Annotated in this window: 21 protein-coding genes; 13 read left to right on the plus strand and 8 right to left on the minus strand. The window is 71.6% G+C overall.

Annotated features, from left to right (window positions below):
- Positions 1-46 precede the first annotated feature (46 nt).
- On the minus strand, positions 47-1,957 hold the full coding sequence (locus L3i22_RS35505) for a helix-turn-helix domain-containing protein (protein WP_221321856.1): 1,911 nt from the start codon (positions 1,955-1,957) through the stop codon (positions 47-49).
- A gap of 234 nt (positions 1,958-2,191) precedes the next feature.
- On the opposite strand from L3i22_RS35505, the gene L3i22_RS35510 reads away from it, so the two are divergent.
- The 9 genes from L3i22_RS35510 (at position 2,192) to L3i22_RS35550 (ending at position 10,595) form a co-directional block, all read left to right on the plus strand.
- On the plus strand, positions 2,192-4,384 hold the full coding sequence (locus tag L3i22_RS35510) for a bifunctional diguanylate cyclase/phosphodiesterase (RefSeq protein WP_255657401.1): 2,193 nt from the start codon (positions 2,192-2,194) through the stop codon (positions 4,382-4,384).
- A 68-nt stretch (positions 4,385-4,452) separates the two neighbouring features.
- Positions 4,453-5,421 carry an SEC-C domain-containing protein gene (locus tag L3i22_RS35515; RefSeq protein ID WP_255657402.1) on the plus strand — a complete coding sequence of 323 codons (969 nt, stop codon included), beginning with the start codon at positions 4,453-4,455 and terminating at the stop codon, positions 5,419-5,421.
- A 3-nt stretch (positions 5,422-5,424) separates the two neighbouring features.
- Complete coding sequence (locus L3i22_RS35520; protein ID WP_221321858.1) at positions 5,425-6,084, plus strand: ThuA domain-containing protein; 660 nt, start codon at positions 5,425-5,427, stop codon at positions 6,082-6,084.
- Positions 6,068-6,946, plus strand: a complete 879-nt coding sequence (locus L3i22_RS35525; RefSeq protein ID WP_221321859.1) for an ATP-binding cassette domain-containing protein — start codon at positions 6,068-6,070, stop codon at positions 6,944-6,946. Before L3i22_RS35520 ends, L3i22_RS35525 begins: the two co-directional genes overlap by 17 nt.
- Complete coding sequence (locus L3i22_RS35530; protein ID WP_221321860.1) at positions 6,943-7,545, plus strand: hypothetical protein; 603 nt, start codon at positions 6,943-6,945, stop codon at positions 7,543-7,545. Before L3i22_RS35525 ends, L3i22_RS35530 begins: the two co-directional genes overlap by 4 nt.
- Before the next feature lie 70 nt (positions 7,546-7,615).
- Complete coding sequence (locus L3i22_RS35535) at positions 7,616-7,777, plus strand: hypothetical protein (protein WP_221330609.1); 162 nt, start codon at positions 7,616-7,618, stop codon at positions 7,775-7,777.
- Between the two features lie 5 nt (positions 7,778-7,782).
- Positions 7,783-8,010: a hypothetical protein gene (locus tag L3i22_RS53925; RefSeq protein WP_255657403.1), complete on the plus strand. Its 228-nt coding sequence runs from the start codon at positions 7,783-7,785 to the stop codon at positions 8,008-8,010.
- 188 nt (positions 8,011-8,198) lie between these two features.
- On the plus strand, positions 8,199-9,251 hold the full coding sequence (locus L3i22_RS35545) for a hypothetical protein (protein ID WP_221321861.1): 1,053 nt from the start codon (positions 8,199-8,201) through the stop codon (positions 9,249-9,251).
- A gap of 216 nt (positions 9,252-9,467) precedes the next feature.
- A complete protein-coding gene (locus tag L3i22_RS35550; protein WP_221321862.1) occupies positions 9,468-10,595 on the plus strand; it encodes an SGNH/GDSL hydrolase family protein in 1,128 nt (375 codons plus the stop codon).
- 145 nt (positions 10,596-10,740) lie between these two features.
- Here L3i22_RS35550 and L3i22_RS35555 read toward each other — a convergent pair whose 3' ends face one another.
- Genes L3i22_RS35555 through L3i22_RS35565 form a run of 3 tightly spaced genes read right to left on the minus strand, consistent with a single transcriptional unit; the run spans position 10,741 to position 13,121 of the window.
- Positions 10,741-11,700, minus strand: a complete 960-nt coding sequence (locus tag L3i22_RS35555; protein ID WP_221321863.1) for an ABC transporter substrate-binding protein — start codon at positions 11,698-11,700, stop codon at positions 10,741-10,743.
- Between the two features lie 55 nt (positions 11,701-11,755).
- Positions 11,756-12,421: a hypothetical protein gene (locus tag L3i22_RS35560; protein ID WP_221321864.1), complete on the minus strand. Its 666-nt coding sequence runs from the start codon at positions 12,419-12,421 to the stop codon at positions 11,756-11,758.
- Between the two features lie 10 nt (positions 12,422-12,431).
- Positions 12,432-13,121 carry a TetR/AcrR family transcriptional regulator gene (locus L3i22_RS35565; protein WP_221321865.1) on the minus strand — a complete coding sequence of 230 codons (690 nt, stop codon included), beginning with the start codon at positions 13,119-13,121 and terminating at the stop codon, positions 12,432-12,434.
- Positions 13,122-13,200: 79 nt separating this feature from the next.
- Between L3i22_RS35565 and L3i22_RS35570 the strand changes: the two genes are divergently transcribed.
- The gene (locus L3i22_RS35570; RefSeq protein WP_221321866.1) at positions 13,201-14,616 is read left to right on the plus strand and encodes an FAD-binding oxidoreductase; all 1,416 of its coding nucleotides are present in this window, start codon (positions 13,201-13,203) and stop codon (positions 14,614-14,616) included.
- 294 nt (positions 14,617-14,910) lie between these two features.
- On the opposite strand, the gene L3i22_RS35575 is transcribed toward L3i22_RS35570, so the two are convergent.
- On the minus strand, positions 14,911-15,312 hold the full coding sequence (locus L3i22_RS35575; RefSeq protein ID WP_221321867.1) for a hypothetical protein: 402 nt from the start codon (positions 15,310-15,312) through the stop codon (positions 14,911-14,913).
- Positions 15,313-15,838: 526 nt separating this feature from the next.
- On the opposite strand from L3i22_RS35575, the gene L3i22_RS35580 reads away from it, so the two are divergent.
- Positions 15,839-16,426, plus strand: coding sequence for a TetR/AcrR family transcriptional regulator (locus L3i22_RS35580; protein ID WP_255657404.1), 588 nt, complete (start codon positions 15,839-15,841; stop codon positions 16,424-16,426).
- Positions 16,427-16,914: 488 nt separating this feature from the next.
- Here L3i22_RS35580 and L3i22_RS35585 read toward each other — a convergent pair whose 3' ends face one another.
- Positions 16,915-17,295, minus strand: a complete 381-nt coding sequence (locus L3i22_RS35585) for a TIGR03668 family PPOX class F420-dependent oxidoreductase (RefSeq protein WP_221321869.1) — start codon at positions 17,293-17,295, stop codon at positions 16,915-16,917.
- Positions 17,295-18,194: a helix-turn-helix domain-containing protein gene (locus tag L3i22_RS35590; RefSeq protein ID WP_221321870.1), complete on the minus strand. Its 900-nt coding sequence runs from the start codon at positions 18,192-18,194 to the stop codon at positions 17,295-17,297. Before L3i22_RS35590 ends, L3i22_RS35585 begins: the two co-directional genes overlap by 1 nt.
- A gap of 191 nt (positions 18,195-18,385) precedes the next feature.
- On the opposite strand from L3i22_RS35590, the gene L3i22_RS35595 reads away from it, so the two are divergent.
- The gene (locus L3i22_RS35595; RefSeq protein ID WP_221321871.1) at positions 18,386-19,279 is read left to right on the plus strand and encodes an IS5 family transposase; all 894 of its coding nucleotides are present in this window, start codon (positions 18,386-18,388) and stop codon (positions 19,277-19,279) included.
- Positions 19,280-19,465: 186 nt separating this feature from the next.
- Here L3i22_RS35595 and L3i22_RS35600 read toward each other — a convergent pair whose 3' ends face one another.
- A complete protein-coding gene (locus tag L3i22_RS35600) occupies positions 19,466-20,506 on the minus strand; it encodes an aldose epimerase family protein (RefSeq protein ID WP_221321872.1) in 1,041 nt (346 codons plus the stop codon).
- A gap of 48 nt (positions 20,507-20,554) precedes the next feature.
- Here L3i22_RS35600 and L3i22_RS35605 point away from each other — a divergent pair, with 48 nt between their 5' ends.
- Positions 20,555-21,550: a zinc-binding dehydrogenase gene (locus L3i22_RS35605; protein ID WP_221321873.1), complete on the plus strand. Its 996-nt coding sequence runs from the start codon at positions 20,555-20,557 to the stop codon at positions 21,548-21,550.
- Positions 21,551-21,698: the final 148 nt, after the last annotated feature.

Below are 21,698 nucleotides of genomic sequence, written 5' to 3' on the forward strand. Positions count from 1 at the left end.
CGCAGGCCACGAAGCCCATGGATCGGATCCACACATCCAACTCGCGCTATGTGTGGTCGGCGCCCAGCGAGAGGCGGTTCAGGCGCAGGGCCAGCTGGAGGTCCAGGACCCGGCGCGGGTGCTGCCAGTCGTCGCCGAGCAGCTGGGCCACCCGGTCCAGGCGCTGGGTGACCGTGTTGACGTGCACGTGCAGCGCCTCGGCCGCCTTCGCCAGGCCGCCGCCGTGGTCGAAGTACACCTCCAGGGTGGTGATCAGCGCGGTGCCGCGGCGGGCGTCGTAGTCGAGCACCGGGCCGAGGATGCCCTGCACGAAACCGGTGACGTCGCGTCGTTCGCCGAGCAGCAGACCGACGTACCCCAGCTCCTCGGTCCCCGCCCCGGACCCGGACCGGCCCAGCGTGATCAGCGCGCTGAGGCATTGATCGGCCTCGCGGTACGCGGGCGCGACAGCGGCCGCGCCGCGGGCCGGACCCGCGCCGCCCGCGGTGACCGGTCGGCCCAGCGCGCGGCCCAGCTCCTTGGCCACCTGCCGCGCGGTGCCGGCCGGATCCTCCCCGGCCAGCAGCAGCGTGATCCGGCCGTCCCGGGTCATCGCCAGCCCGCGCCGGCCGGCCGCGAAGCTGCGCGCCCAGGAGACCGCGCGCTGCCGCAGGCCGTCGCCGGTGTCGTCGCCGGCGGTGACGATCACGTACGGCGCGTCCACGTCGAGCCCGAGCCGGGCGGCCCGGTCCCGCACCGCGTCCGGATCCCGGACCGGCCGGCTGATCAGGTCGTCCAGCAGGTCGCCGCGGACCTGCGCCTCGGCCTCGGCCACGGTCCGCCGAAACAGCAGCAGCAGCGCGGTGACCTGCGCGGCGCGCTCCAGGATCCGCTGGTCGGCGGGGGCGAGCGGGGTGTCCGGCCGGAAGACCAGGGCACCGAGGTTGTCCGCCCCGGCGACGACCGCCGCGATGATCAGGTCGTTGCGCCGGACGCTGCGGCCCTCCCCGCGCGACGCCGCGACCGCCTCGCCGACGGTCGTCTCGTCCGGCTGCGGCAGCAGCACCGCGGAGCCGGGCGTCCGCGCGGTCGCCAGCGTCCGGCCCTGCGCGTCGATCACCAGCAGCGCCCCGTTCAGCACGTCGACCAGGTCGGCGGCGACGTCGTCGACGCCCCCGCCGCGCAGCACCAGCGCGGTCATCCGGTCGTGGGCGTCGGCGGCCCGCTCCACCGACTCGCTGTGCGCCTGGATGGTGGAGTTCGCCGCGGAGAGCTCGGCGAGCGCGGTCTGGGTCTCGGTCAGCAGCCGCGCGGTGTCCAGCGCGACCGCCGCGTGCGCGGCCAGCGAGAGCAGCAGCGCGACCTCCTCGCGGGCGAACGGCCGCTCGGCCCGGTTGGCGGCGAAGAGCACGCCGATCACCGCGGAGCCGAGCCGCATCGGCACGCCGAGGATCGCGATCAGGCCCTCGTCGCCGACCCCGTGGTCGATGTCGCTGGTGTGCGCGAACCGGGCGTCGGCCGGGTAGTTGGCGGTCGCGTACGGCGTCCCGGTCAGCGCGACCAGCCCGCCCAGCCCGGCGCCCGGCGGCAGCCGCAGCTTCTGGAAGCTGGCCGCGACCGACCCGTCGGTGATCCGCATGTACGTGTCGCCGCGCTCGGCGTCGTTCAGCGTCATGTACGACACGTCCGCGTTGAGCAGCGTCCGCGCCCGGTGCACGATCGCCCGCAGCACCGCGTCGACGTCCCGCAGCCCGGCCAGGTCCCCGGCGGTGTCGTAGAGCGCGGACAGCTCCTCCTCCCGCCGGCGCCGGCGTTCGAGCAGCGCCCGCACCTTCAGCGCGAGGAGTTTCGCCTGCTCCAGCTCGTCCAGCCGGGCGGCCGGGGCGCCGGTGGCCCGGGCCGCGATCAGCGGGCGCTCGAATTCGACCAGGGCGGCCTCGCGCGCGAGCAGGTCCAGGTATTCGAGTCCACGCGACATGTGCGCCACCCTACGGCCGGGTGGCGATCGCCCACATGTGCCCGCCGGCCATGCCGGGGCCACCCCGGATGGGCTCCGGCGACATGACCCGGCGACTTTCCTCGATCGGCTCGCCGGCCTGCCGATAGAGGCAGCCGAACTCCCCCCGACACGGAAGGGCCACCACGCCCGATGCGATCACCGTCCCGACCCGTCCGAGCGGCCGGCCGATTCGTCGTCGCCGCGGGCGGATGGTTGCTGGTAGCCGTTCTCGTCGGCGCCCTCGGCACGCTCGTCCCCCTCCCGGTCTGGGTGATGTGGCCGCTCGCCTGGGGCGCGGTGTTCACCTCGGTGGCCGGCTGCCTGCTGGCCGCGCGGACCGGCGCGGACGCCGCCCGGGCGTTCTGGCGGCGGCTCGGCACCGCGGTCGCGGTGCTCGGGGCCGGCGCGGTCGCCCAGTGCTTCGACACCGTGCGGCACCCGGAGGAGATGGTCGCGCTGGGCCCGGTCGCCGGCGTCCTGTACTTCGTCGCGCTGACCCTGGCCGTGCTGGCCCTGGTCCGCCTGCCCGGCCGGAACCGCAGGTCACGGGCGCGAGCCACGTTCTGGATGGACGTGGCGATCGTCGGGGTCGCGACCGGCATGGTGACGTTCGAGGTGCTGGCGGTGATGCCGGTCCCGGCCGCGCACGGGCTGCTCTCCGGCGTGCTGCGGGTGATGGTCCTGGGCGCCGCGTGCGCGGCCGTCGTCGCGATCGTCAAGGTCGGGATGACCGGCGCCGGGCCGGTGCACGGGCGGGCGCTCTGGATCCTGAGCCCGGCCGGGCTGCTCGGGCCGTACGCCATGCTGCTCGCCGCCGCGTTCCACCACTGGCCGCATCTGAGCCCCATGGTCGCCACGCTGCCGCTGCTCGCGCTGCTGCTGACGCTGTCGGCACGGGCGCAGGTCCGGGCCGACCTGGCCGGGGCGGAGCCGGCGCCGGCCGGACGTCGCGGGCGCCGGGCGATCAGCCGGGTCCCGTACGTCACCGTCGCGGTCACCGCGGCCATGCTGCTCGCCGTCACGCTGCGGGCCGGCTACCTGCCGGCCGGGCTCGCCGCCGGCGCCGTGGTCCTGATCCTGCTGGTGCTGGTCCGGCAGCACGCGGCGCTGCGGGACAACGGCCGGCTCGCCGACCGGCTGGCCGACCAGGCCCGCCGCGACGACCTGACCGGGCTGCCGAACCGCCGGTTCTTCACCGACGCGCTGCACGAGCGGACCGGCGAGGCCACCGTCGCGGTCTGCGACCTGGACGACTTCGCCGCGCTCAACGACCGGCTCGGCGACGACACCGGCGACGAGATCCTGCGCCAGGCCGCCGCCCGGATCACCCTGACCGTCGGCGGATCGGCGCTGGTCGCCCGGCTGCTCGGCGACGAGTTCGGCGTCCTGCTGCCAGCCGGGCACCCGCTCGCCGGGGGCAGCCGGCTGGCCGAGGCGCTGGTGCAGGCGTTCCAGGCGCCGCTGCCGGTGGACGTGCACGACCTGCTGGTCACCGTGACGGTCGGGTCGGCGGCGGGGCGGGACGAGGCCGTACCGGATCTGCTGCGCCGGGCCGAGCTCGCCCTGCAGGCCGCCCAGCGGGTCGGCGCGAACCGCCACCAGGAGCACACCGCCGACCTGGACGCCTCCGCCCAGCACCACGCCGACCTGGCCGCGGCCCTGCGCCGGGGCCTGGAGCTCGGCGAGTTCCGGCTGGTCTACCAGCCCATCGTGGAGCTGCCGCTGGGCACCCTGCACTCGGTCGAGGCGCTGGTCCGCTGGCACCCGGACGGCGGCGCGGCGGTGTCGCCGGCCGAGTTCATCCCGGTCGCCGAGCAGACTGGCCTGATCGTCGAGCTGGGCGCCTGGATCCTGGACACCGCCTGCGCCGACGCGGCCCTCTGGGGCCGGCGGTACGGCGACGCCGCCCCGCGGATCAGCATCAACGTCTCCGCCCGGCAGCTGCTCGACCCGGAGCTGCCCGGCCTGGTCCTGTCGGTGCTGCACCGGCACGAGCTGCCGGCCCACCAGGTCACCCTGGAGATCACCGAGACCGCGGTGTTCGCCGGCGGCCCGGCCCTGCACACCGTCCGGGCGCTGCGCGGCCTCGGCGTCGGCATCGCCCTGGACGACTTCGGCACCGGCCACTCGTCGCTCACCCTGCTGCGCACCTGCCCGGTCACCACCCTCAAGGTCGACAAGTCGTTCATCGACGAGCTGAACGGCGGCCCGGAGCAGGAGGCGATCGCGGCCTCGCTGAGCGGGATCGCCACGACGCTGGGCCTGCGGGCGGTGGCCGAGGGCGTGGAGACCCAGGACCAGGCCGATCGCCTGCACGACCTCGGCTACCGGTTCGCGCAGGGCTTCCACTTCGCCCGTCCGGTGCCGGCCCGCGAGATCGACGCGTCCCTGCTGGCCGCCGTATAGCCACCGGACGGGCGTGGTGAGACGCAGATCAAGCGCGGGCCGGTGGCGGATCGAAGTAACGTGATCGCGTGCTGACTACTACTACGGAGCTGACCAGCGCCGACCTCGACGAGATCCGGCAGACCGCGCTCGGCGCGGCCGACCCCCTCGGCATCGCGGCCGGCCTGGCGGAAGCGGTCGACGCCGGGCGGCTCGCCGACCCGGACGACGCCGGAAACGCGCTGGCCCTGGCCGCCGAGATCGCCGAGAGCCGGTCGAAGCTGGACGCCGCGCTGCGCTACGCCGATCGGGCCGTCGAGGCGTTCGGGACGCGGGACGACAGCGCGTCGACCAACGCGAAGGCCGTGCACGCCCGGATCCTGTTCCGGGTCGGCCGCGCCGACGAGGCGCTGGCCGAGCTCGAGCCGCTGCGCCCGGCGCTGACCCGGCACACCGACGCGGCGGCCTACGTCACCGCGGCGCTGGCCGCGGGCGGGCGGCACCAGCTCGCCGAGGAGTGGCTGACCGAGGCGGTGCAGGCCGCGCTGGCCGAGCGGGGCTCCGACCCGTCCTCCGCGGAGGACGCCGGCCTGCTGTTCTTCCTGCTGCAGCAGCGCCACCGGACCCGGCACCAGCTGGGCCGCTCGCACGACGCGCACGACAACCTGGCCGACCGGCTGGAGACCCGGCTGGCCAACGCCACCACCACCGGCGGCGGCGACGAGCTGCTGTTCTGGCCGCAGGCCGAGTTCGACCGGGTGATCAAGGAGTGGCCGGCGCTGGCCGAGGTCTACGGCCCGACCTGGGACGAGCACCGCGCCCGCCTGGAGCGCACGCTGGTCGGCAAGGGCGGCACCCCGCTGTCCGGCACCGCCGACGGCCTGACCCGGTTCGCCGGCGACGACGACCCGGCCGAGGCCAAGGCCCGGACCGGCTACGCCCGCCAACTGGCGACGCAGCCGGCCCAGATCACCTGGCCGCCGGAGCGCAACGGCTCGTGCTGGTGCGGTTCCGGCCTGAAGTACAAGAAGTGCTGCCTGCCGCGGGCGCGTGGCTGACCGATGCGAGCGCTGATCGTCCGGGGTGGCTGGGCGGGACACGAGCCGGTCGCCTGCACCGAGCTGTTCCGGGACTTCCTCGAGGGCAACGGGTTCACCCTGCACATCGCGGAGACCCTGGACGCCTACACCTCGGACGATCACTTCGACCTGATCGTCCAGTGCTGGACCGGGGCCCGATTCACCGAGGCCCAGGAGACGGCGCTGGTCGACCGGGTCCGGGCCGGCGCCGGGTTCGCCGGCTGGCACGGCGGGATCGTCGCCACCGGCTACGAGGCCCCGCGATATCAGTTCATGGTCGGCGGCCGCTTCGTCTGTCACCCCGGCGGCTTCGTCGAGCACACCATCAACATCAACAAAACCCATTCCCTTGCGTACGGCCTGAGCACCTTCCCGGTCCGCACCGAGCAGTACTTCCTGCACGTCGACCCGACCCTGGACGTGCTGGCCACCACCACGTTCACCGGTGACCACGGCGCCCCGGAAACCGCCGGCGCCGTGATGCCGGTCGCCTGGACCCGCCGGTTCGGCGCCGGCCGGGTCTTCGTCAACACGCTCGGGCACAGCCCCACCGACCTGCAGGTTCCGCCGACCCGGAAAATCACGGAGCGCGGGATGCTGTGGGCGTGTGGGATAGTTCCCGACCATGATCGAGACCATTGATCTGACCAAGGCGTACCGGAAGGTACGCGCGGTGGACGGCCTCTCCTTCACGGCCCGGCCCGAGCGGGTCACCGGTTTCCTCGGCCTGAACGGCTCGGGCAAGACCACCACGCTGCGCATGCTGCTCGGCCTGACCCGGCCCACGTCCGGCACCGCCCTGATCAACGGGACGCCGTTCGCCGAGCTGGCGAACCCGCTGCGCGCGGTCGGCGCGGTCCTCGACCAGGGCATCAGCCACCCGGGCCAGAGCGGTCGGGCGCACCTGATCGGGCAGGCGATGCTGGCCGGCGCGAGCCGTGCCCGGGTCGACCTGCTGCTGGAGGCGGTCGGCCTGGCCGACGCGGCCCGGCAGCGCACCGGCGACTACTCGCTCGGCATGCGGCAGCGGCTCGCGGTGGCGACCGCCCTGCTCGGCGAGCCGCAGGTGCTGGTCCTCGACGAGCCGGCGAACGGCCTCGACCCGGAGGGCATCGCCTGGCTGCGCGGCCTGCTGCGGGCGCACGCGGCGGCGGGCGGCACGGTGCTGATCTCCAGTCACCTGCTGGCCGAGCTGGCCCAGCTGGTCGACGACGTGGTGATCATCGCGAACGGCCGGCTCCGGTGCGCGATGCCGCTGGCCGAGCTGACCGGCGCGGAGGGGCTCCGGCTGCGGGTGCGCGGCCGGGATCCGGTGCGGTTGTGGCGGGCGTTCGAGGAGGCCGGCGCCGTGGTCACCGCGGAGGAGCAGACCCTCGAGGTGGCCGGCCTGTCGCCCGAGGACGCCGGCGAGATCGCGTTCGCGGCCGGGATCCCGCTGTACGAGCTGTCCTCGGACGCGCCCAGCCTGGAACAGATCTTCCTGGAGCTGGCGGCCGCCCGATGATCAGTCTGGTCCGCAGTGAGCTCTACCGGATGGCGACGATTCGCTCCAGCTGGGTGTCGCTCGCCCTGTTCGGCGCGGTGACCGCGGCCGCCGGCATCGTCGACGACACCTGGTGGGCGCTGTTCGCCGGGCTGGGCGCGTTCGGCATCTCGGTCCTCACCGTCACCCAGCACTACCAGCATCGGACCCTCGCGCTGCTGTACCTGGCCCGGCCCCGGCGCTTCCGGGTGCTGCTCGCGCAGGTCGTCACGACGGTCGTGGTGGCCTGGCTGCTGGCCGTGTTCAGCGGGATCCCGGCGTACGCCAAGTTCGGCGGGCTGGTGTACTTCCGGACCCTCGACGTCGTACCGGTGATGGCGGTCTTCGGCGCGGCCCTGGCCGCCACCGTCCGCCGGTCCACCTGGCTGCTCGGTGGCTTCGGGGTCTGGTTCGTGATCGTCGAGGGCATCGCCACCCAGTTCAAGTGGCCGCTGCCGATGACCAGCTACCTGGACGCCTCCCGGGGCGACGCCTTCGGCCTGGAGATCTTCATCGTCTGGGCGGTCGCCGCGCTGGGCATCGCCGCGGTCGCCCTGCGCCGCGACCTGACCGGCGACTGATTCCCCGCCGAGCGGCGAGAATGCGGCGGCTCCCCGCCCAGCGGCGAGAACGCAGCGGCTCGTCGCGGCGATGGCCGGCGACAAGAGCCTGCTGCAGAGCTGGTCCCTGCGCGGTTCACCGTTCTTCTTCCCGGCCGCCGACGCCGCGGTCTTCACCACCGGGGTGCTCCCGCCGACCGAGGCGGCGACCCGCCGGTTCCTTCTCGGCCGACGAAACTCGGGCTGGGTCTGATCGAGATGGCCGATCTGACCGCCGCGGCGATCGGCGAGGTGCTGGCCGGCGACGGGCTCGACACGGCACTCGCCGGACGGATCGCCCCGGAGCCGCCGAAGAAGCGGCGTGCCGGCTGGGAGCGCGAGGGGCCGCTGATCGGCGAGGCGATGGTGCACTTCGACCCGGGGCGGTGCTCGTCGACGGTGCGATCGCGGGGACGTGGCGGCCGCGCACGAGCGGCCGGAAGCTGACCGTCACGGTGCGCATGTTCGGCACCCTGCCGAGCCGGCATGAGACGGCGCTGCGGCGGGAGGCCGGGCAGATCGCCGTACTGAAGAATGCCCGGTCTTTTGATCTGCAACGGGAGTGACCCCGGAACGGGTGATTTCCGGGTTCAATCACGCACAACGCCGCCTTTATGGCCCAAAATGTGCGCACGATGGAACTTTCCCGGCCTTCCCGGTCCCCCGAATCCTCGACGCGCCGCCGTCTCCCCGGTCTGCTCGCCGTCCTGATGGCGTCGCTGCCGCTCGCGGTCTCCCCGCAGACGGCCGGCGTCGCGGCTGTGCCCGTGTCCTACGACGTGGCGCCGGACGGCCACATCCCCCTGGCCACCTTGCGCGAGGCGACGCTGGACGTCCCGGCCTGGCCGGCCGACGACGTCCAGTGCACCTCGGGGCGACTGCGCTTCCACGACGGCTCGTCGCCGGTCCCGCCGCACCCCGTTCCGGACGGGCAACCGCCGTACGGCGACTCGGTCCTGATTCTCGGCGCCACCTACGGTGATGTCGATCATGATGGGGCGGACGAGACCGTCGCGCTGCTCGGCTGCATGATCGAGGGCGGCAGCAAGCAACTCGTCGCCTACGACCGGGACCGGGCCGGCCACATCGTCCCGCTCGGCCAGGTCACCGTGACCACCGGCCCGATCCGCGACATCCGCGACGCGAGCCCCCGGTTCAGCCCGGCCGGCGTCGTCACCGCGCTGGTCGGCGACTACCAGCGCTGCTGCGCCGACCGGACCCCGCAGATCTGGCAGACCCGCGGCTACGCCCTGCGCGACGGCCGGTTCGAGCAGGTCAGTGGCCCGGACCGGATGCCGGTCAACCGGCACGTCACCGACCTCCAGGTCACCACGGGAGACCTGGAACTCGGCCCGGCGACCGGCGGGTACCGCACCGGCGGCGTCGACGTGACGATCACCCACCGTCATGGCGCGCACCCGTCGAAGGTCACCGTCTGGTTCTACGCGCCGCCCGGCCTGGAGCGCACCGGCCCCGGATGGCCGCCGGTGATCACCCGGCCGGAGTCGTTCGGCGTCACCGTGGCGGCGCCCGCGGCGGGCGGCAGCGTCACCCACCGCTTCACGTTCCGGCAGCGGGCCACCACCGCCGGCAGCGAACTGCCCGTCGAGATCATCCCGGTCCCGGCGATGAGCCCGGCCGTCCCGTGGAGCACCAGCGCGACGGTCCAGATCCGCACCACCCACTGACCCAGGACACCGGCAGACCGGCGTGACGCCTCTGTGTCCGTGCCGCCCACTGACCCAGGACACCGGCAGACCGGCGTGACGCCCGCGTCCGTGCCGCCGGCCGATCGCCGGACATCGACGGGCCTGCACGCCGCTCCGGCAGCGCGCAGGCCCGCCGTCGGTTAGATTGTTCATCGTCAAGAATAAATATTCCCTGCACAGTCGGGAGCGATGAACATGCAAAGGACATCCCTGCGACGGCTGACCGGCCTCGCCGCCATCGCACTTCTCGGCGGCGGCCCGCTCACCGTTCCCGGCCAGGCGTCGGCGGCGCCCGGCACGCCCTTGGCGCGGCAGGTCCACACGGCCGGTCGGGTCACCCCCACCGGCACCGGCGTCGCCTTCACCTGGCCCGGCGTCTATTTCGAGGGACGATTCCGGGGCAGCAGCGTGGGAATCCGGCTCGACGACACGGTCAACGACTACGACGTGCGGATCGACGACGCGGCGCCGATCACGCTGGTGACTCCCGGGAGCACCACGCGCTGGATCACCGGATTGCGCGGGGGCGAGCACACCGTACGCCTGGCCAAGCGGACCGAAAGCCCCTGGAACCTCGCGCAGTTCGGCGGCCTCGTCGCCGGTCCCGGCGGACGGATTCTGGCCGCGCCCGCGGCGCGGCACCGGCAGATCGAGTTCATCGGCGATTCCTGGACGGCCGGCTACGGCGACATGTCGGTGAGCCGCGATTGCTCCGGCGCCGGAGTGCTGACCCGCAACAGCAACGCCGACCAGGCCTTCGGCGCCCGCACGGCCAAGGCCCTGAACGCCGACTACCAGATCAACGCCTGGTCGGGCATCGGCATGGTCCGCAATTACAACGGCAGCAACCCGGGAACCGACTACCGCACCTACTATGACCGCGCCCTGCAGGCGGTCGACGAATCGGTGTGGAAACGCCCGGCGTCCTGGCATCCGCAGGTGGTCGTCATCGGTCTCGGCATCAATGATTTCTCCACGCCGCTCAACCCGGGCGAGAAATGGGCCGACGAGGCCGCGCTGACCGCCGACTACATCGCGGCCTATCAGGGATTCATCGGGACACTGCGACACCGGTACGGCCTGGGCACCCATCTCGTGCTCACCTATCCCGACCTGAGTTACCGCACCACCGCGCTGGCCGACGCGATCGCGCGGATCGTCCGGGATCGCGCCGCGAGCGGAGACGAGCGGGTGTCGTCGGTCTACTACGACAACGCTGCCCTGGGCCTGGACCTGCTCGGCTGCGACTGGCATCCGAGCCTGCACGACCACGAGGTCCTGGCCGGAACGCTGACCACCGCGATTCGCGGGCTGATCCCCTGATCCATCCGCTCACCTCATCCGATCACCCCTCGGCCCGCACCGATGACCAGCGCGCTCCGACCATCCTCGCGGGACTTCCGAGATCACGCCGACGGCCTGTGGACCACCCATCAGTGTGGACAACCCTACCGGCCGGCGACATGTGCTAAGGCAGCAGCGCCGCGAGGTCCGGCTTCGCAGTCAACAGTTGGTCGGTCACGGCCAGGTCGGCCAGCGTCTCGACCGACGCCCGATTGATCTCCGCGGGCCACTTGGGCAGCACCAGCGCCGACCGCACTTCCGGCGCGATCTTCGTATACGACCCGAGCGCGTCCCGCACCTCGTCCGGGTGCCCATCGGCGTACGTCAGAGATGTGCGTATCGCCTCGGTGAATCGCCGGACCAGATCGGGGTTGGCCGACAGCAATTGCTGGGAGGTGAAATACATGGCAACGGTCAGATCCGGCGCCGCGTCGACATAACTGGACGCGATCTTCCGGGCCCCGGCCCCGACCGCGGCCTGCTGGAACGGCTCGACCACGAAAATCGCGTCGACCCGCCCGGACTGGAGCGCCGGAACCTGATCGGGAAAGGCGAGCTCGGTGAATTTCACGGCGGCGGCGTCACCGCCGTCCTTGCGCACCGACGCCCGTACCGTCGTCTCCACAATGTTTTTCAGGGTGTTGGCGGCAACCGTCCGCCCGGCGAGATCCTTGGGCGACCGGATCGGACTGTCGGCCCTGACGAACAGGCCGGCGAAATCCTTGCCGTCGACGCCGGTCGAATTGTTGCCGTTCGCGACGACCTTCACCGGAAGGCCTTTTGACGCGCCGAGCAGCAGCGAGATCGTGTTGCTGAAGCCGAACTGGTATTGGCCGCCGAGCACCGCCGGCACGATCGCCGCGCCACCCTGGGCGGTGGTCAGGGTGAGGTCGATGTTCTGGTCCCGGAAGAAGCCTTTCGCCCTGCCGAGATAGATCGGCGCCACGTCGACGATCGCGATGACCCCGGTGTTCACCTTGTCCGCCTGCCCGGACGCGGCCGGCGCCGGTTCATCGGGGCCGCCGCAGCCGGCAGCCAGCAGGAACGTCGCGGCCAGCGCCGCGAGAAGCCGGGTCCGACGCATGTCGCTGCCCCCATTCCTCGGTTTCCCCGAAACGTAGGTCAGCTATTCGCACACGTCAATTGCCGAGACCGGCCTCCCGCCGCCACCGGGCGATCTCGTCGGCATGCTCCCCGGCGGCCGTCACGGACGCCACCACGTCCGCGTCCGCATCCCCGTCCAGCAGGGTCAACGGCCAGGCCGGCGCCCCGCTCCCGCCGTCGAACGCGGTCCACGCGAACGGCCCGCCGAAGCGCCACGCCCGCTGATCAGAATCAGCCACGTCATCGCCGAGTTCCAAAAAGGCATAAGGCCGGAACACCATTTCGTACGTGATCGGCACACCCCCGTCCACCTCGATGGCGGTGCCCTGGAACTCGGCACGCGGATCGGGCGCCTCGCCGGCCGTCAGGACCAGCAGTTCCAGGCTCGAACGGGGCAGCCAGCCGGACACCTGGGGCGGGTCGTACTCCTGCACCTCGAGCACGTGCACGATCCGCGGCGGAAGTCCGACCCGGCAGATCTGGCCGGAAACCAGGTTGCCGACCGGCGGTTCGGTCGTATAAAGCTCACCCGGATCGCGCAGGCTCAATGCCACCTCACCGTTCCAGCGAATGAAATCGGAATCCGGATCGATCTCCCACCACGGCCACCGAATGATCACGTCGTATTCACCGACCCGGGAGACGAAGGTGGTCGCGAATGGACACGAGATGCGCAGCACGTCGCCGGCACGATAGGTCACGTTCGGCACCCTACGACCGCGGTGCGGCCTGCGCCAGCGCATCGATCAGCTTGTCCAGAACACCCGGGAACGCGGACGCGGTGATCTGCGGCAAATGTTCGCGCACGGCGGCCAGATTCGGATATTCCTCGGGCGGGAATGACGCGTACAGCTGAGTCAGTGCCTCTTTGTCGGCCTCCTCCTGACCGGGCGCCAATTCGGCGGCGTCCATCGCGGCCAGGGCGAGCACCGCGTCGATGAAGTCGCGGAAGTGCCGGACCGCGTCGGCCGGGGCGAAACCGGCGCTGAGCAGCAGTCCGATGCCCATGTCGTCGGCCCGCAGCTCGTTGGGCCCGGCGGTGAAGCGGCTGGCCCGGAGCTGGGCCAGGCGCGGGTGCCGCAGCATCGAGTCGTGCACGCCGCGGCCCATCTCACGCAGCGCGGCCCGCCAGTCCGGCCCCGGCTCGAAGCCGGCCAGGGTCTCGCTGATCAGCCGGTCGGCGATCGCGATCAGCAGGGCGTCCATGTCCCGGAAGTAGCGGTAGATCGCCGACGGGTCGGCCCCGAGCTCGACGCCGAGGCGACGCACAGTGAGCGCGTTGCCGCCCGGCGCCTCGATCAGCCGCAGCGCGGCATCGATGATCATGCGTGGATCGAGCACCACGCCGCTGCGCGTCGGCCGCCGCCGGACCCGGTCGGAACTTCCCCGCGTCGTCGCCATCTGGAAACTCCTTATGTCAACGCATTGACCTAAGCGTAGCGCATCAAGTTTGCTATGGCCCTGACCAGGGAGGATCAGCATGCGGGCGGATACACCGGCCTATGATCTCGACATCCGTATCGATGAGAAGCGCATCCGCGAGGCTCTCGCCGACGCGGCCCGGACCCCGTTCTGGCTCGAGGATCCCGGTCGGCCCGCGCCCCAGCCCGCTCTCATCGGCGCCATCGAGACCGATCTGCTGATCATCGGCGGCGGTTACTGCGGGTTGTGGACCGCGCTGCAGGCGAAGGAGAACGATCCCGGCCGCGACGTCGTCCTCGTCGAGGGCGAGGAGATCGGCTGGGCGGCCAGCGGACGCAACGGCGGATTCGTCGAGGCGAGCCTGACGCACGGCCCGGAGAACGGGCAGCGCTACTTCGCCGGCGACCTCAGCGTGCTCGCCGACCTGGCCGGGGAGAACTTCGCCGCGTTCCGGGACGCGCTGGTCCGGCACGGCATCGACGCCGAATGGGAGGACGTCGGCTCGCTCTCCGTCGCCACCGAGCGTCACCAGGTCGAGGAACTGCGGTCCGACGGCGGCCGGTTCTACGACCAGGACGAGCTCGCCACGCTGGTCCGCTCGCCGCTCTACCGCGCCGGCTCGTTCCGGGAGACCGGCTCCGGGCTCGTGCACCCGGCCAAGCTGGCCTGGGGCCTGAAGGAGGCGTGCCGCAAGCTCGGCGTGCGGATCTTCGAGCACACGCCGGTCACCCGCCTGACCGATCGTGGTCGCACCGTCCGGGCCACCACCCGGATGGGCACCATTCGCGCCCGCAAGATCGTGCTCGCCACCAACGGCTTCCCGTCACTGCTGCGCCGCAATCGGTTCCTGACCATTCCGATCTACGACTACGTGCTGATGTCGGAACCGCTGACACCGGCGCAACTCGACAGTATCGGCTGGCACGGGCGCTTCGGCATCGGCGATTGTTCGCGGCAGTTCCACTACTACCGCAAGACCGCCGACAACCGGATCCTGTGGGGCGGTTACGACGCGGTCTATCACCGCGGCGGCGGCATCCGGCCGGAATTCGACCAGCGGCCGGAGACCTTCGCCCGCCTCGCCGACCATTTCCTGCGCACCTTCCCACAACTCGGCGACATAAAATTCAGCCACGCCTGGGGCGGCATGATCGACATGTCGACCCAGCTGGCCGCGTTCCAGGGCCTGGCGATGGGTGGCAAGGTGGCCTACAGCAGCGGATTCACCGGCCTCGGCGTGGCGGCGACACGCTTCGCCGGCTCGGTCATGCTGGATCTGCTCGCCGGAGCGGACACCCCGCGGACCCGCCTGCGCATGGCGACAAAGCGCCCGTTGCCCATCCCGCCGGAACCGATCGCCTACCCCGCGGTCCAGGTGATTCGCCGGGCAATCGCCCGGGCCGACCGCAACGGCGGCCGCGACGGCGTGATCCTGAAAACCGCCAATCTCCTGGGTTTCTCCTTCGATTCCTAAACCCCGATTTGGTACGGATTCCGCCCCGTCCCGCAACCGCCACACAACGCCGGTCCGCCGGTCAGCGATCCGCACCGACCGGCGGTCGCATTTCAAGGCCGACGCCCCGGTCAGCGCCGCATTCCCCAGCCATTCAGCCGGCCGCCGGTCCTTTTAGCCGGCCGCCGGTCCTTTTGGCCGGCCGCCGGTCCTTTTGGGCGGTCGCCGGTCCTTTTGGGCGGTCGCCGGTCCTTTTGGGCGGTCGCCGGTCCTTTTGGGCGGTCGCCGGTCCTTTTGGGCGGCCAGCCCGTCGACTCAATGCCGGTCGGGGCTGGTTGCCGGGGTGAGTCGCCACGCGGTCCGGGCATTGCCGCGGGTCCGGTCCAGCAGCGCCGCGGTGCCGGTGATCAGCAGAAGGGTCACCGTCACCGCGTTCAGGGCCGGCCAGTGCAGCGAGTGGTCGTGACCGGAAAGGGTCATCAGGGACGGATGCAGGGCCAGCATGACGCCGGTCATCCCCGCCGTCATCCGCCACGTCGCGGCCGTCGGGCCACGCCACAGCCGGACCGCGCACGGCAGGCACAGCGCCGTCATGCCCAGTGCCACTCCGGCCAGGGCAAGGTTCCCGCCACGCAGCCCGGACCAGGCGATCGCAACGTGGGCGAGGGCGCAGATGACGCTCAGCCCAGCGGCCACCCGGCCCCAGAACTTCCGCATGACACCTCCATCCCGACAAGCCATCACTTCTGTGACGATCGGGCCCGTCCAGAATCACCGCTCCAGCCCAAGAAAGCGACCACGCCTTCGCTTCCGCGACCACGCCGCGACCGTCCTGACGCGCGGCGCATACCCCCCGTTCGCCGCACGGCCCGGCCTCCCCCGTTCGCCGCACGGCCTGGCCTCCCTTTTCGTCGCACGGCCTGGCCTCCCTTTTCGTCGCACGGCCTGGCCTCCCCGCTCGTCGCACGGCCTGGCCTCCCTTTTCGTCGCACGGCCTGGCCTCCCCGCTCGTCGCACGGCCTGGCCTCCCTTTTCGTCGCCTGACCACGCCTTCTCCGGTTGCATGGACTCGGCCCTCGACGCACGGGTCGTGACCTGCTGCTTTGCCGGCCGGCTAGGGCACGAGCGGTACCTTGTGGCTGGGCTTCCGTGCGGGGTGGATGCGGTTGGCGCGGTACCATTCGTACCGAAAGCAGGGTGGGTTTGGTCGTTCCTTGGTCGTCGCAGGGATGTGGGGGCTCGGGTGACCGGACAGACGCGGCGACGCGGAGCCGCGCTGGAGGATGCGATCCTGCGGGCGGCCGCCGACCAGCTGGACGAGACCGGTTTCGCCGGGCTGACCATGGACGCGGTGGCACGGCGCGCCGGGACGAACAAGAACGCCATCTATCGCCGCTGGCCGGACCGCCTGGCCCTGGGGGTCGCGGCCTACCGGCAGATCGCGCACACGGTCCAGCCACCGGACACCGGAAACCTCCGCGACGACGCCCTCGAGATGCTGCGCCGGGCGAACCGGCACTGGAGCTCCCCCCTCGGCGGCATCCTGCGGGAACTGATAGCCGCAGCCGGCGGCACTCAACAGCTGCTGGGCCAACTCACCGACCAGTCCGCCGAGGCAACGGCCGCCCCCTGGCTGATCATTCTCGGCCGAGCGGTAGCCCGCGGCGAAGCTTCACCGGAGTCGCTGCACCCCCGAGTCGCCACCGTCGCCATGGTCCTGCTCCGCAACGAGTTCGTCACACGCGGCGCCCCAACCGCCCCCGACGAAACCCTCACCGAAATCGTCGACGCCGTCTACCTCCCCTTAATCAGAAACCGAGCCATCAGCTAACCCAGCCCAGCCACCAAGCACAGCACCCCGCCCCTGCCGCCCCTGCCGCCCCTGCCGCCCCTGCTGCCCTGCCGCCCCGGCCCGGCCCGGCCCGGCCCGGCCCGGCCCGATAGCCTCCGGGCACCCCGCCCCAGTCCGGTCCGGCAGTCACCGAGCACAGCGCCCCGCCCCGGCCCGTCAGCCACCGAGCACGACGCCCCAGCCCCGGCCCGTCAGCCACCGAGCACGACGCCCTAACCCGGCCCGTCAGCCACTGCGAACCGTCACCGCCCCGCGAACTGGCGCCATCCCGCAACTCGCCCCGCGAACCGTCGCCGCCCCGCACCACGCCCCGACGAGCGGCCTCCGCCCCGCACCGTGCGGTGCCCACGAACCCGTCTCCCACCCGGCGCCGCCTCCGCCGAACTGCCGCCGCCCCGCAACTCACCGCGCCGGACTCGGCCGCCACCACGCAGCTCGCCGCGCCGACGGCCGGCGATGCCGGATCGTCAGGCAGACCAGCCGTGCCAGCTCGTCACCTGGATGCGGAGGAACGGGCCGGGTGGCGGCTCGACCTCGTACTGCGGGTACCGGGTGATCAGCGCCGGCTCCGGATCGTCCGACACCGTGGCGATGCCATCCGCTCGAACCCACCAGAGCTGCGACCAGTCGTCGTCATACCGATCCGCAAGGACGCTGACGCGCGGCTCATGGGCGATGTTCATGAGCCTGCGCAGGTTGCGATGCCGCTTCGGCTTACCGTCAACCGCGGTGTGGATCACGTCGCCGACCAGCGCGAACACGATCGGCACCAGGTGCGGCGCGCCGTCCGGGGTGACCGTGGCCAGGCGTGCCACCCGCACACTCGCGAAGCGTTCCTCCGGGCTCATCAGCGGTTGTACTCGCCGATCGTCGTCGTTGTCGGTTGATTCGTCGGTTGCCTCCCTGAGGTGGGCTGGGACTGCGGGTCGGGTGCGGTGATCGAGGCCAGTAGTTGGAGCTTCTCGGCTGCCTCGGTGGCCTGGTCGGGGTGGTAGATGACCAGCAGTTGGCCGCCGGCGCCGCCGATCATGAGCTTCTCGCGGTTCAGCGTGAGAGGGCCGACCACCGGGTGGTCCATGGTGACCGAGGCGCCCTCGCGGGTCTGGACGTCGTGGCGGGCCCAGAGCTGCCGGAAACGGTCACTGGCCAGCGACAGCTCACCAACGAGCTCGATGCAGCGCGGATCGCTGGTGTCGGTGCCGACGGACGCCCGGAAACCGGCGACCAGGTGGCGGCTGGCGTGCTCCCAATCCGGATAGAGGGCCTGCTCGGCCTGGTCGAGGAAGACGTCGCGCAGCCGGTTGCGGCCCGGGACCAGCCGTGGGGACAGGGCGGTGGCCAGCGGGTTCGCGGCGAGAACGTCGAAGTGGCGGCCCTCGACGAAGGCCGGCAGCGCCAGCGTGGCGAGGAGCTTGCGGATACCGGCGGGAGCGGTCTCCCGGCGCGGGCGCCTCCGGGTGCTGCGTGGGCGTTCGATGCCGAGGCTGAGCAGGTATTCAGTGGCGGCTTCGTCCAGGTGCAGGACGCGGGCCAGCGACTCCAGGACCTGCGCCGACGGATGACGGTCGCGGCCCTGCTCGAGCCGCAGGTAGTAGTCGGCGCTGATGCCGGCGAGCATCGCGACCTCTTCACGGCGCAGGCCCCGGACGCGGCGCTGGCCGGAGGACGTCAGGCCGGCGGATTCCGGGCTGACGAGCTCACGGCGGGCCCGGAGGTAGGTCCCGAGGGCGTTGGTCTCGTCGGTCATGCCTCGACCGTATGCCGTCGCCGGCCGATGTGCCTGGCCCTGTCGTTCCTAGGAAGACTCCGCTCTGCCTAGGGCGTGTTTTAGAAGTTGGGTTTTGCCGGTGAGGGTCACGGCGTGGCGGTCATCGATAACTGAAGAGGTCTCCGGTAAGTGGTTCAGCGACCAAGCTAGAACTTCATACCGGAGACCTCGTGGCCACCTTAGCGGTGACGACGCGGCATGACCTCACCGACGCTCAGTGGCAGCGGCTTGCTCCGTTGCTGCCGGCTGTGTCGGGGAACGGGCGGCCGCCGAAGTGGACGAAACGGCAGCTCATCAACGGGATCCGCTGGCGGATCCGGAACGGGGTTCCGTGGCGGGACGTCGCCGCCGTCTATCCGCCCTGGCCTACCGTCTATGGACTGTTTCGCCGCTGGCAACGCGACGGCACCTGGGACAGCATCCTGGCCGCTCTGCAGGCCCATGCCGATGCGGCCGGCCGGATCCGCTGGGACATCAGCCTCGACTCGATGACCAGCCGCGCCCATCAGCACGCGGCCGGTGCTCGCCGCGACGGGCAGTTGCAGAAGGAGCCGCCCGGCGGCGTGCACACCGAACCTGATGATCACGGCCTGGGGCGGTCGCGGGGCGGGTTGACCACCAAGACGCATCTGGCCTGTGAGCAGGGGCAGAAGGTCATGGCGTTCATCGTGACCGCCGGGCAGTGCGGGGACAGTCCGCAGTTCATCCCGGTCCTGTCCAGGATCCGGGTCGGCCGGCCCGGCGGTGGCCGGCCCCGGACCCGCCCCGACACGGTCCTCGCCGACAAGGCCTACACCTCGAAAGAAAACCGTTCCTACCTGCGTAAACGCGGAATCCGGGCGTGCATTCCCAGCAAGAGTGACCAGGACGCCCACCGCAAAGCCAAAGGCCGCAAAGGCGGCCGGCCACCCGCTTTCGACCGGCTCGTCTACCGGCAACGCCACGCCGTCGAATGCGGCATCAACCGCCTCAAACGCCACCGCGGCGTCGCGACCCGCTACGACAAACTTGCCGTCCGCTACCAGGCAGTTCTGACCATCACCATCATCTGCGAGTGGCTCTGACCTGCTTATGAAACACGCCCTAGGAGCGGCTCTCCTCTTTTTAAGCCCGGCGCGACCCGGCAGGGTGAGCGCATGACCGAGACGAAGATGCGGCAACACTCAGCGAAAGCCTGCGGCGCGAGCCGCCCCGACACCCGAGGCGGCCGCCCGCAACGCCGACCAACGCCGCCCGGCCGCGGTGGCGCGCTAATCGACGACGGAGAAGGTGTGGATCGTGGTGGAGGTGTAGGTCTCGCCCGGCCGCAGGACCGTGGACGGGAAGTCGGGCTGGTTGGGGCTGTCCGGGAAGTGCTGGGTCTCCAGGGCGAACGCGTCGCTCTGGCGATACTGGCGGCCGGAGGTTCCGCGGAGCTTCCCGTCGAGGAAGTTCCCGGAGTAGAACTGCAGGCCCGGCTCGGTGGTCTCGATGGCGAGCTGCCGGCCGGTCCGCGGGTCCCGCACCACGGCCGCCTCCGGGCCCGACAGGACGTAGTTGTGGTCGTAACCGAGGCCGAAGGCCAGCTGCGGGTCGTCCTCGTGCAGACGCTCGCCGATGGCGTGGACCGTCCGGAAGTCAAACGGAGTGCCGGCCACCGGGGTCAGCTCACCGGTCGGGATCAGCGTCGCGTCGACCGGCGTGAAATGCCCAGCGTTGATCTTCAGGAGGTGGTCGTTGATGGTGCCGCTGCCCTCCCCCGCCAGGTTCCAGTAGGCATGGTTGGTCAGGCTGACGACCGTCGCCTGGTCGGTGGTCGCGTGATAGTCGATCCGCAGGCGGTTCTCGTCGTCGAGACCGAACGTCACGGTCGTCTCGACGGCGCCGGGAAATCCCTCCTCACCGTCCGGCGAAAAATGCTTGAGGCGTACGCCGCCGGTGACCGCCTCGGCAGACCACACGCGCTTGTCGAAGCCCCGCACACCGCCGTGCAGGGTCGTCTCGCCCTCGTTCTGCGTCAGCTTGTGCACCTGCCCGTCCAGCGTGAACGTGCCGTTCGCGATCCGGTTGCCGTAACGGCCGATGGTCGACCCGAAATACGGGTTTGCCGGGTCGATGTAGCCCGCCAGGTCCGAGAAGCCGAGCGTCACGTTGCCGAGCGCGCCGTCCCGGTCCGGGACCAGCACGGACTGGATCGTCGCGCCCCAGGTGAGGATCGACACCGACGCCCCGCTCGCGTTGGTCAGCGTCCACTTCTCGATCACGGTGCCGTCGGCCAGTGCACCGAACGGAGAGCTGTCGATTCTCGTCATGATCTCGTTCTACGCTGATGAGCCAACCCCTGACAACGGAGGCCCACTATGCGCGCGCTGGTCTTCACCGGGCCCGGCCGGGCCGAGGTCCAGGACGTACCGGAGCCATCGGCCGGCCCCGGGCAGGTGATCGTCGAGGTGGAACGGGTCGGGGTCTGCGGCACTGACGTGGAGCTGTTCACCGGTGAGATGAGCTACCTGCACACCGGTGCGGCCTCCTATCCGTTGCGGCCCGGCCATGAGTGGTCCGGCACGGTGATCGCCACCGGGCAGGGCGTCGAGGAGAGCTGGTCGGGCCGGCGGGTCACCGGGGACACGATGATCGGCTGCGGGGACTGCGCGCGCTGCCGCGCCGGGCGGCACCACGTCTGCCCGGCCCGGCACGAGCTGGGCTGCCGGGACGGGCTGCCGGGCGCGCTCGCGGAACGGCTCACGTTCCCGGCGGCGTATCTGCATGCGCTGCCCGATGCGGTGGACGCCACGCTCGGTGCGCTGGTCGAGCCGGGCGGGAACGCGCTGCGGGCGGTCCGGGCAGCGGCGGTCGCGCCCGGCGAGCGGCTGCTGATCTTGGGTACGGGCACGATCGGGCTGCTCGCGGCCATGTTCGGGAAGGCGCTGGGGGCCGAGGTGCACCTGCTCGGGCTGACCGGGGAGCCGCTCGCGGAGGCGCCGGTCTGGACCCGCGAGACACTGCCCGACCTCGCCTGGGACGGGATCGTCGACGCCACCAACGCGGCAGTAATGCCGGGGCTTGCGGTGGAGTTGGTCGAGCCCGGCCGCACGGTGGTCTATATCGGACTGTCGGGGGCGCCGAGCATGGTCGATACGCGCGAGATCGTGCTCAAGGACGTGACGACTGTCGGCATCCTCGGGGCGTCGTCGGGGCTGGCCGGTGCGATCACGGCGTATGCGGAGAAGGAGGCCGATCCGCGCGGGCTCGTCGCCGGCACCGTGAGTCTTGAGGAGATCGTCGACGTGCTGGCCGGGAAGCGCCCGGACGGCTCGGGCCCCGGCCCGAAGTTCCACGCGGACCCACGGCTATGAGCGGCGAGCGGCGAGCGGCGAGCGGCGAGCGGCGAGCGGCGAGCGGCGAGCGGCGAGGGCCAACGAGCACCCCGGCCAAGCACTACCGTTTCAAGAGCTTCCACACATGCCCATCGGCGCCTGGTCGAGGTCGTTCCGACGCCGGGCG

It is taken from the genome of Actinoplanes sp. L3-i22 (assembly GCF_019704555.1).
In the GTDB taxonomy this organism is placed as follows: domain Bacteria; phylum Actinomycetota; class Actinomycetes; order Mycobacteriales; family Micromonosporaceae; genus Actinoplanes.

Excerpts from the sequence above, each read along its gene's own strand:
- L3i22_RS35535 (WP_221330609.1), top strand. The coding sequence starts at position 7,616 with ATGGCCGGCGACAAGAGCCTGCTGCAGAGCTGGTCCCTGCGCGGTTCA.
- L3i22_RS35600 (WP_221321872.1), bottom strand. The coding sequence starts at position 20,506 with ATGACGAGAATCGACAGCTCTCCGTTCGGTGCACTGGCCGACGGCACC.
- L3i22_RS35590 (WP_221321870.1), bottom strand. The coding sequence starts at position 18,194 with ATGACCGACGAGACCAACGCCCTCGGGACCTACCTCCGGGCCCGCCGT.
- L3i22_RS35555 (WP_221321863.1), bottom strand. The coding sequence starts at position 11,700 with ATGCGTCGGACCCGGCTTCTCGCGGCGCTGGCCGCGACGTTCCTGCTG.
- L3i22_RS35520 (WP_221321858.1), top strand. The coding sequence starts at position 5,425 with ATGCGAGCGCTGATCGTCCGGGGTGGCTGGGCGGGACACGAGCCGGTC.
- L3i22_RS35550 (WP_221321862.1), top strand. The coding sequence starts at position 9,468 with ATGCAAAGGACATCCCTGCGACGGCTGACCGGCCTCGCCGCCATCGCA.
- L3i22_RS35530 (WP_221321860.1), top strand. The coding sequence starts at position 6,943 with ATGATCAGTCTGGTCCGCAGTGAGCTCTACCGGATGGCGACGATTCGC.
- L3i22_RS35570 (WP_221321866.1), top strand. The coding sequence starts at position 13,201 with ATGCGGGCGGATACACCGGCCTATGATCTCGACATCCGTATCGATGAG.
- L3i22_RS35525 (WP_221321859.1), top strand. The coding sequence starts at position 6,068 with ATGATCGAGACCATTGATCTGACCAAGGCGTACCGGAAGGTACGCGCG.
- L3i22_RS35505 (WP_221321856.1), bottom strand. The coding sequence starts at position 1,957 with ATGTCGCGTGGACTCGAATACCTGGACCTGCTCGCGCGCGAGGCCGCC.
- L3i22_RS53925 (WP_255657403.1), top strand. The coding sequence starts at position 7,783 with ATGGCCGATCTGACCGCCGCGGCGATCGGCGAGGTGCTGGCCGGCGAC.
- L3i22_RS35565 (WP_221321865.1), bottom strand. The coding sequence starts at position 13,121 with ATGGCGACGACGCGGGGAAGTTCCGACCGGGTCCGGCGGCGGCCGACG.
- L3i22_RS35545 (WP_221321861.1), top strand. The coding sequence starts at position 8,199 with ATGGAACTTTCCCGGCCTTCCCGGTCCCCCGAATCCTCGACGCGCCGC.
- L3i22_RS35585 (WP_221321869.1), bottom strand. The coding sequence starts at position 17,295 with ATGAGCCCGGAGGAACGCTTCGCGAGTGTGCGGGTGGCACGCCTGGCC.
- L3i22_RS35605 (WP_221321873.1), top strand. The coding sequence starts at position 20,555 with ATGCGCGCGCTGGTCTTCACCGGGCCCGGCCGGGCCGAGGTCCAGGAC.
- L3i22_RS35575 (WP_221321867.1), bottom strand. The coding sequence starts at position 15,312 with ATGCGGAAGTTCTGGGGCCGGGTGGCCGCTGGGCTGAGCGTCATCTGC.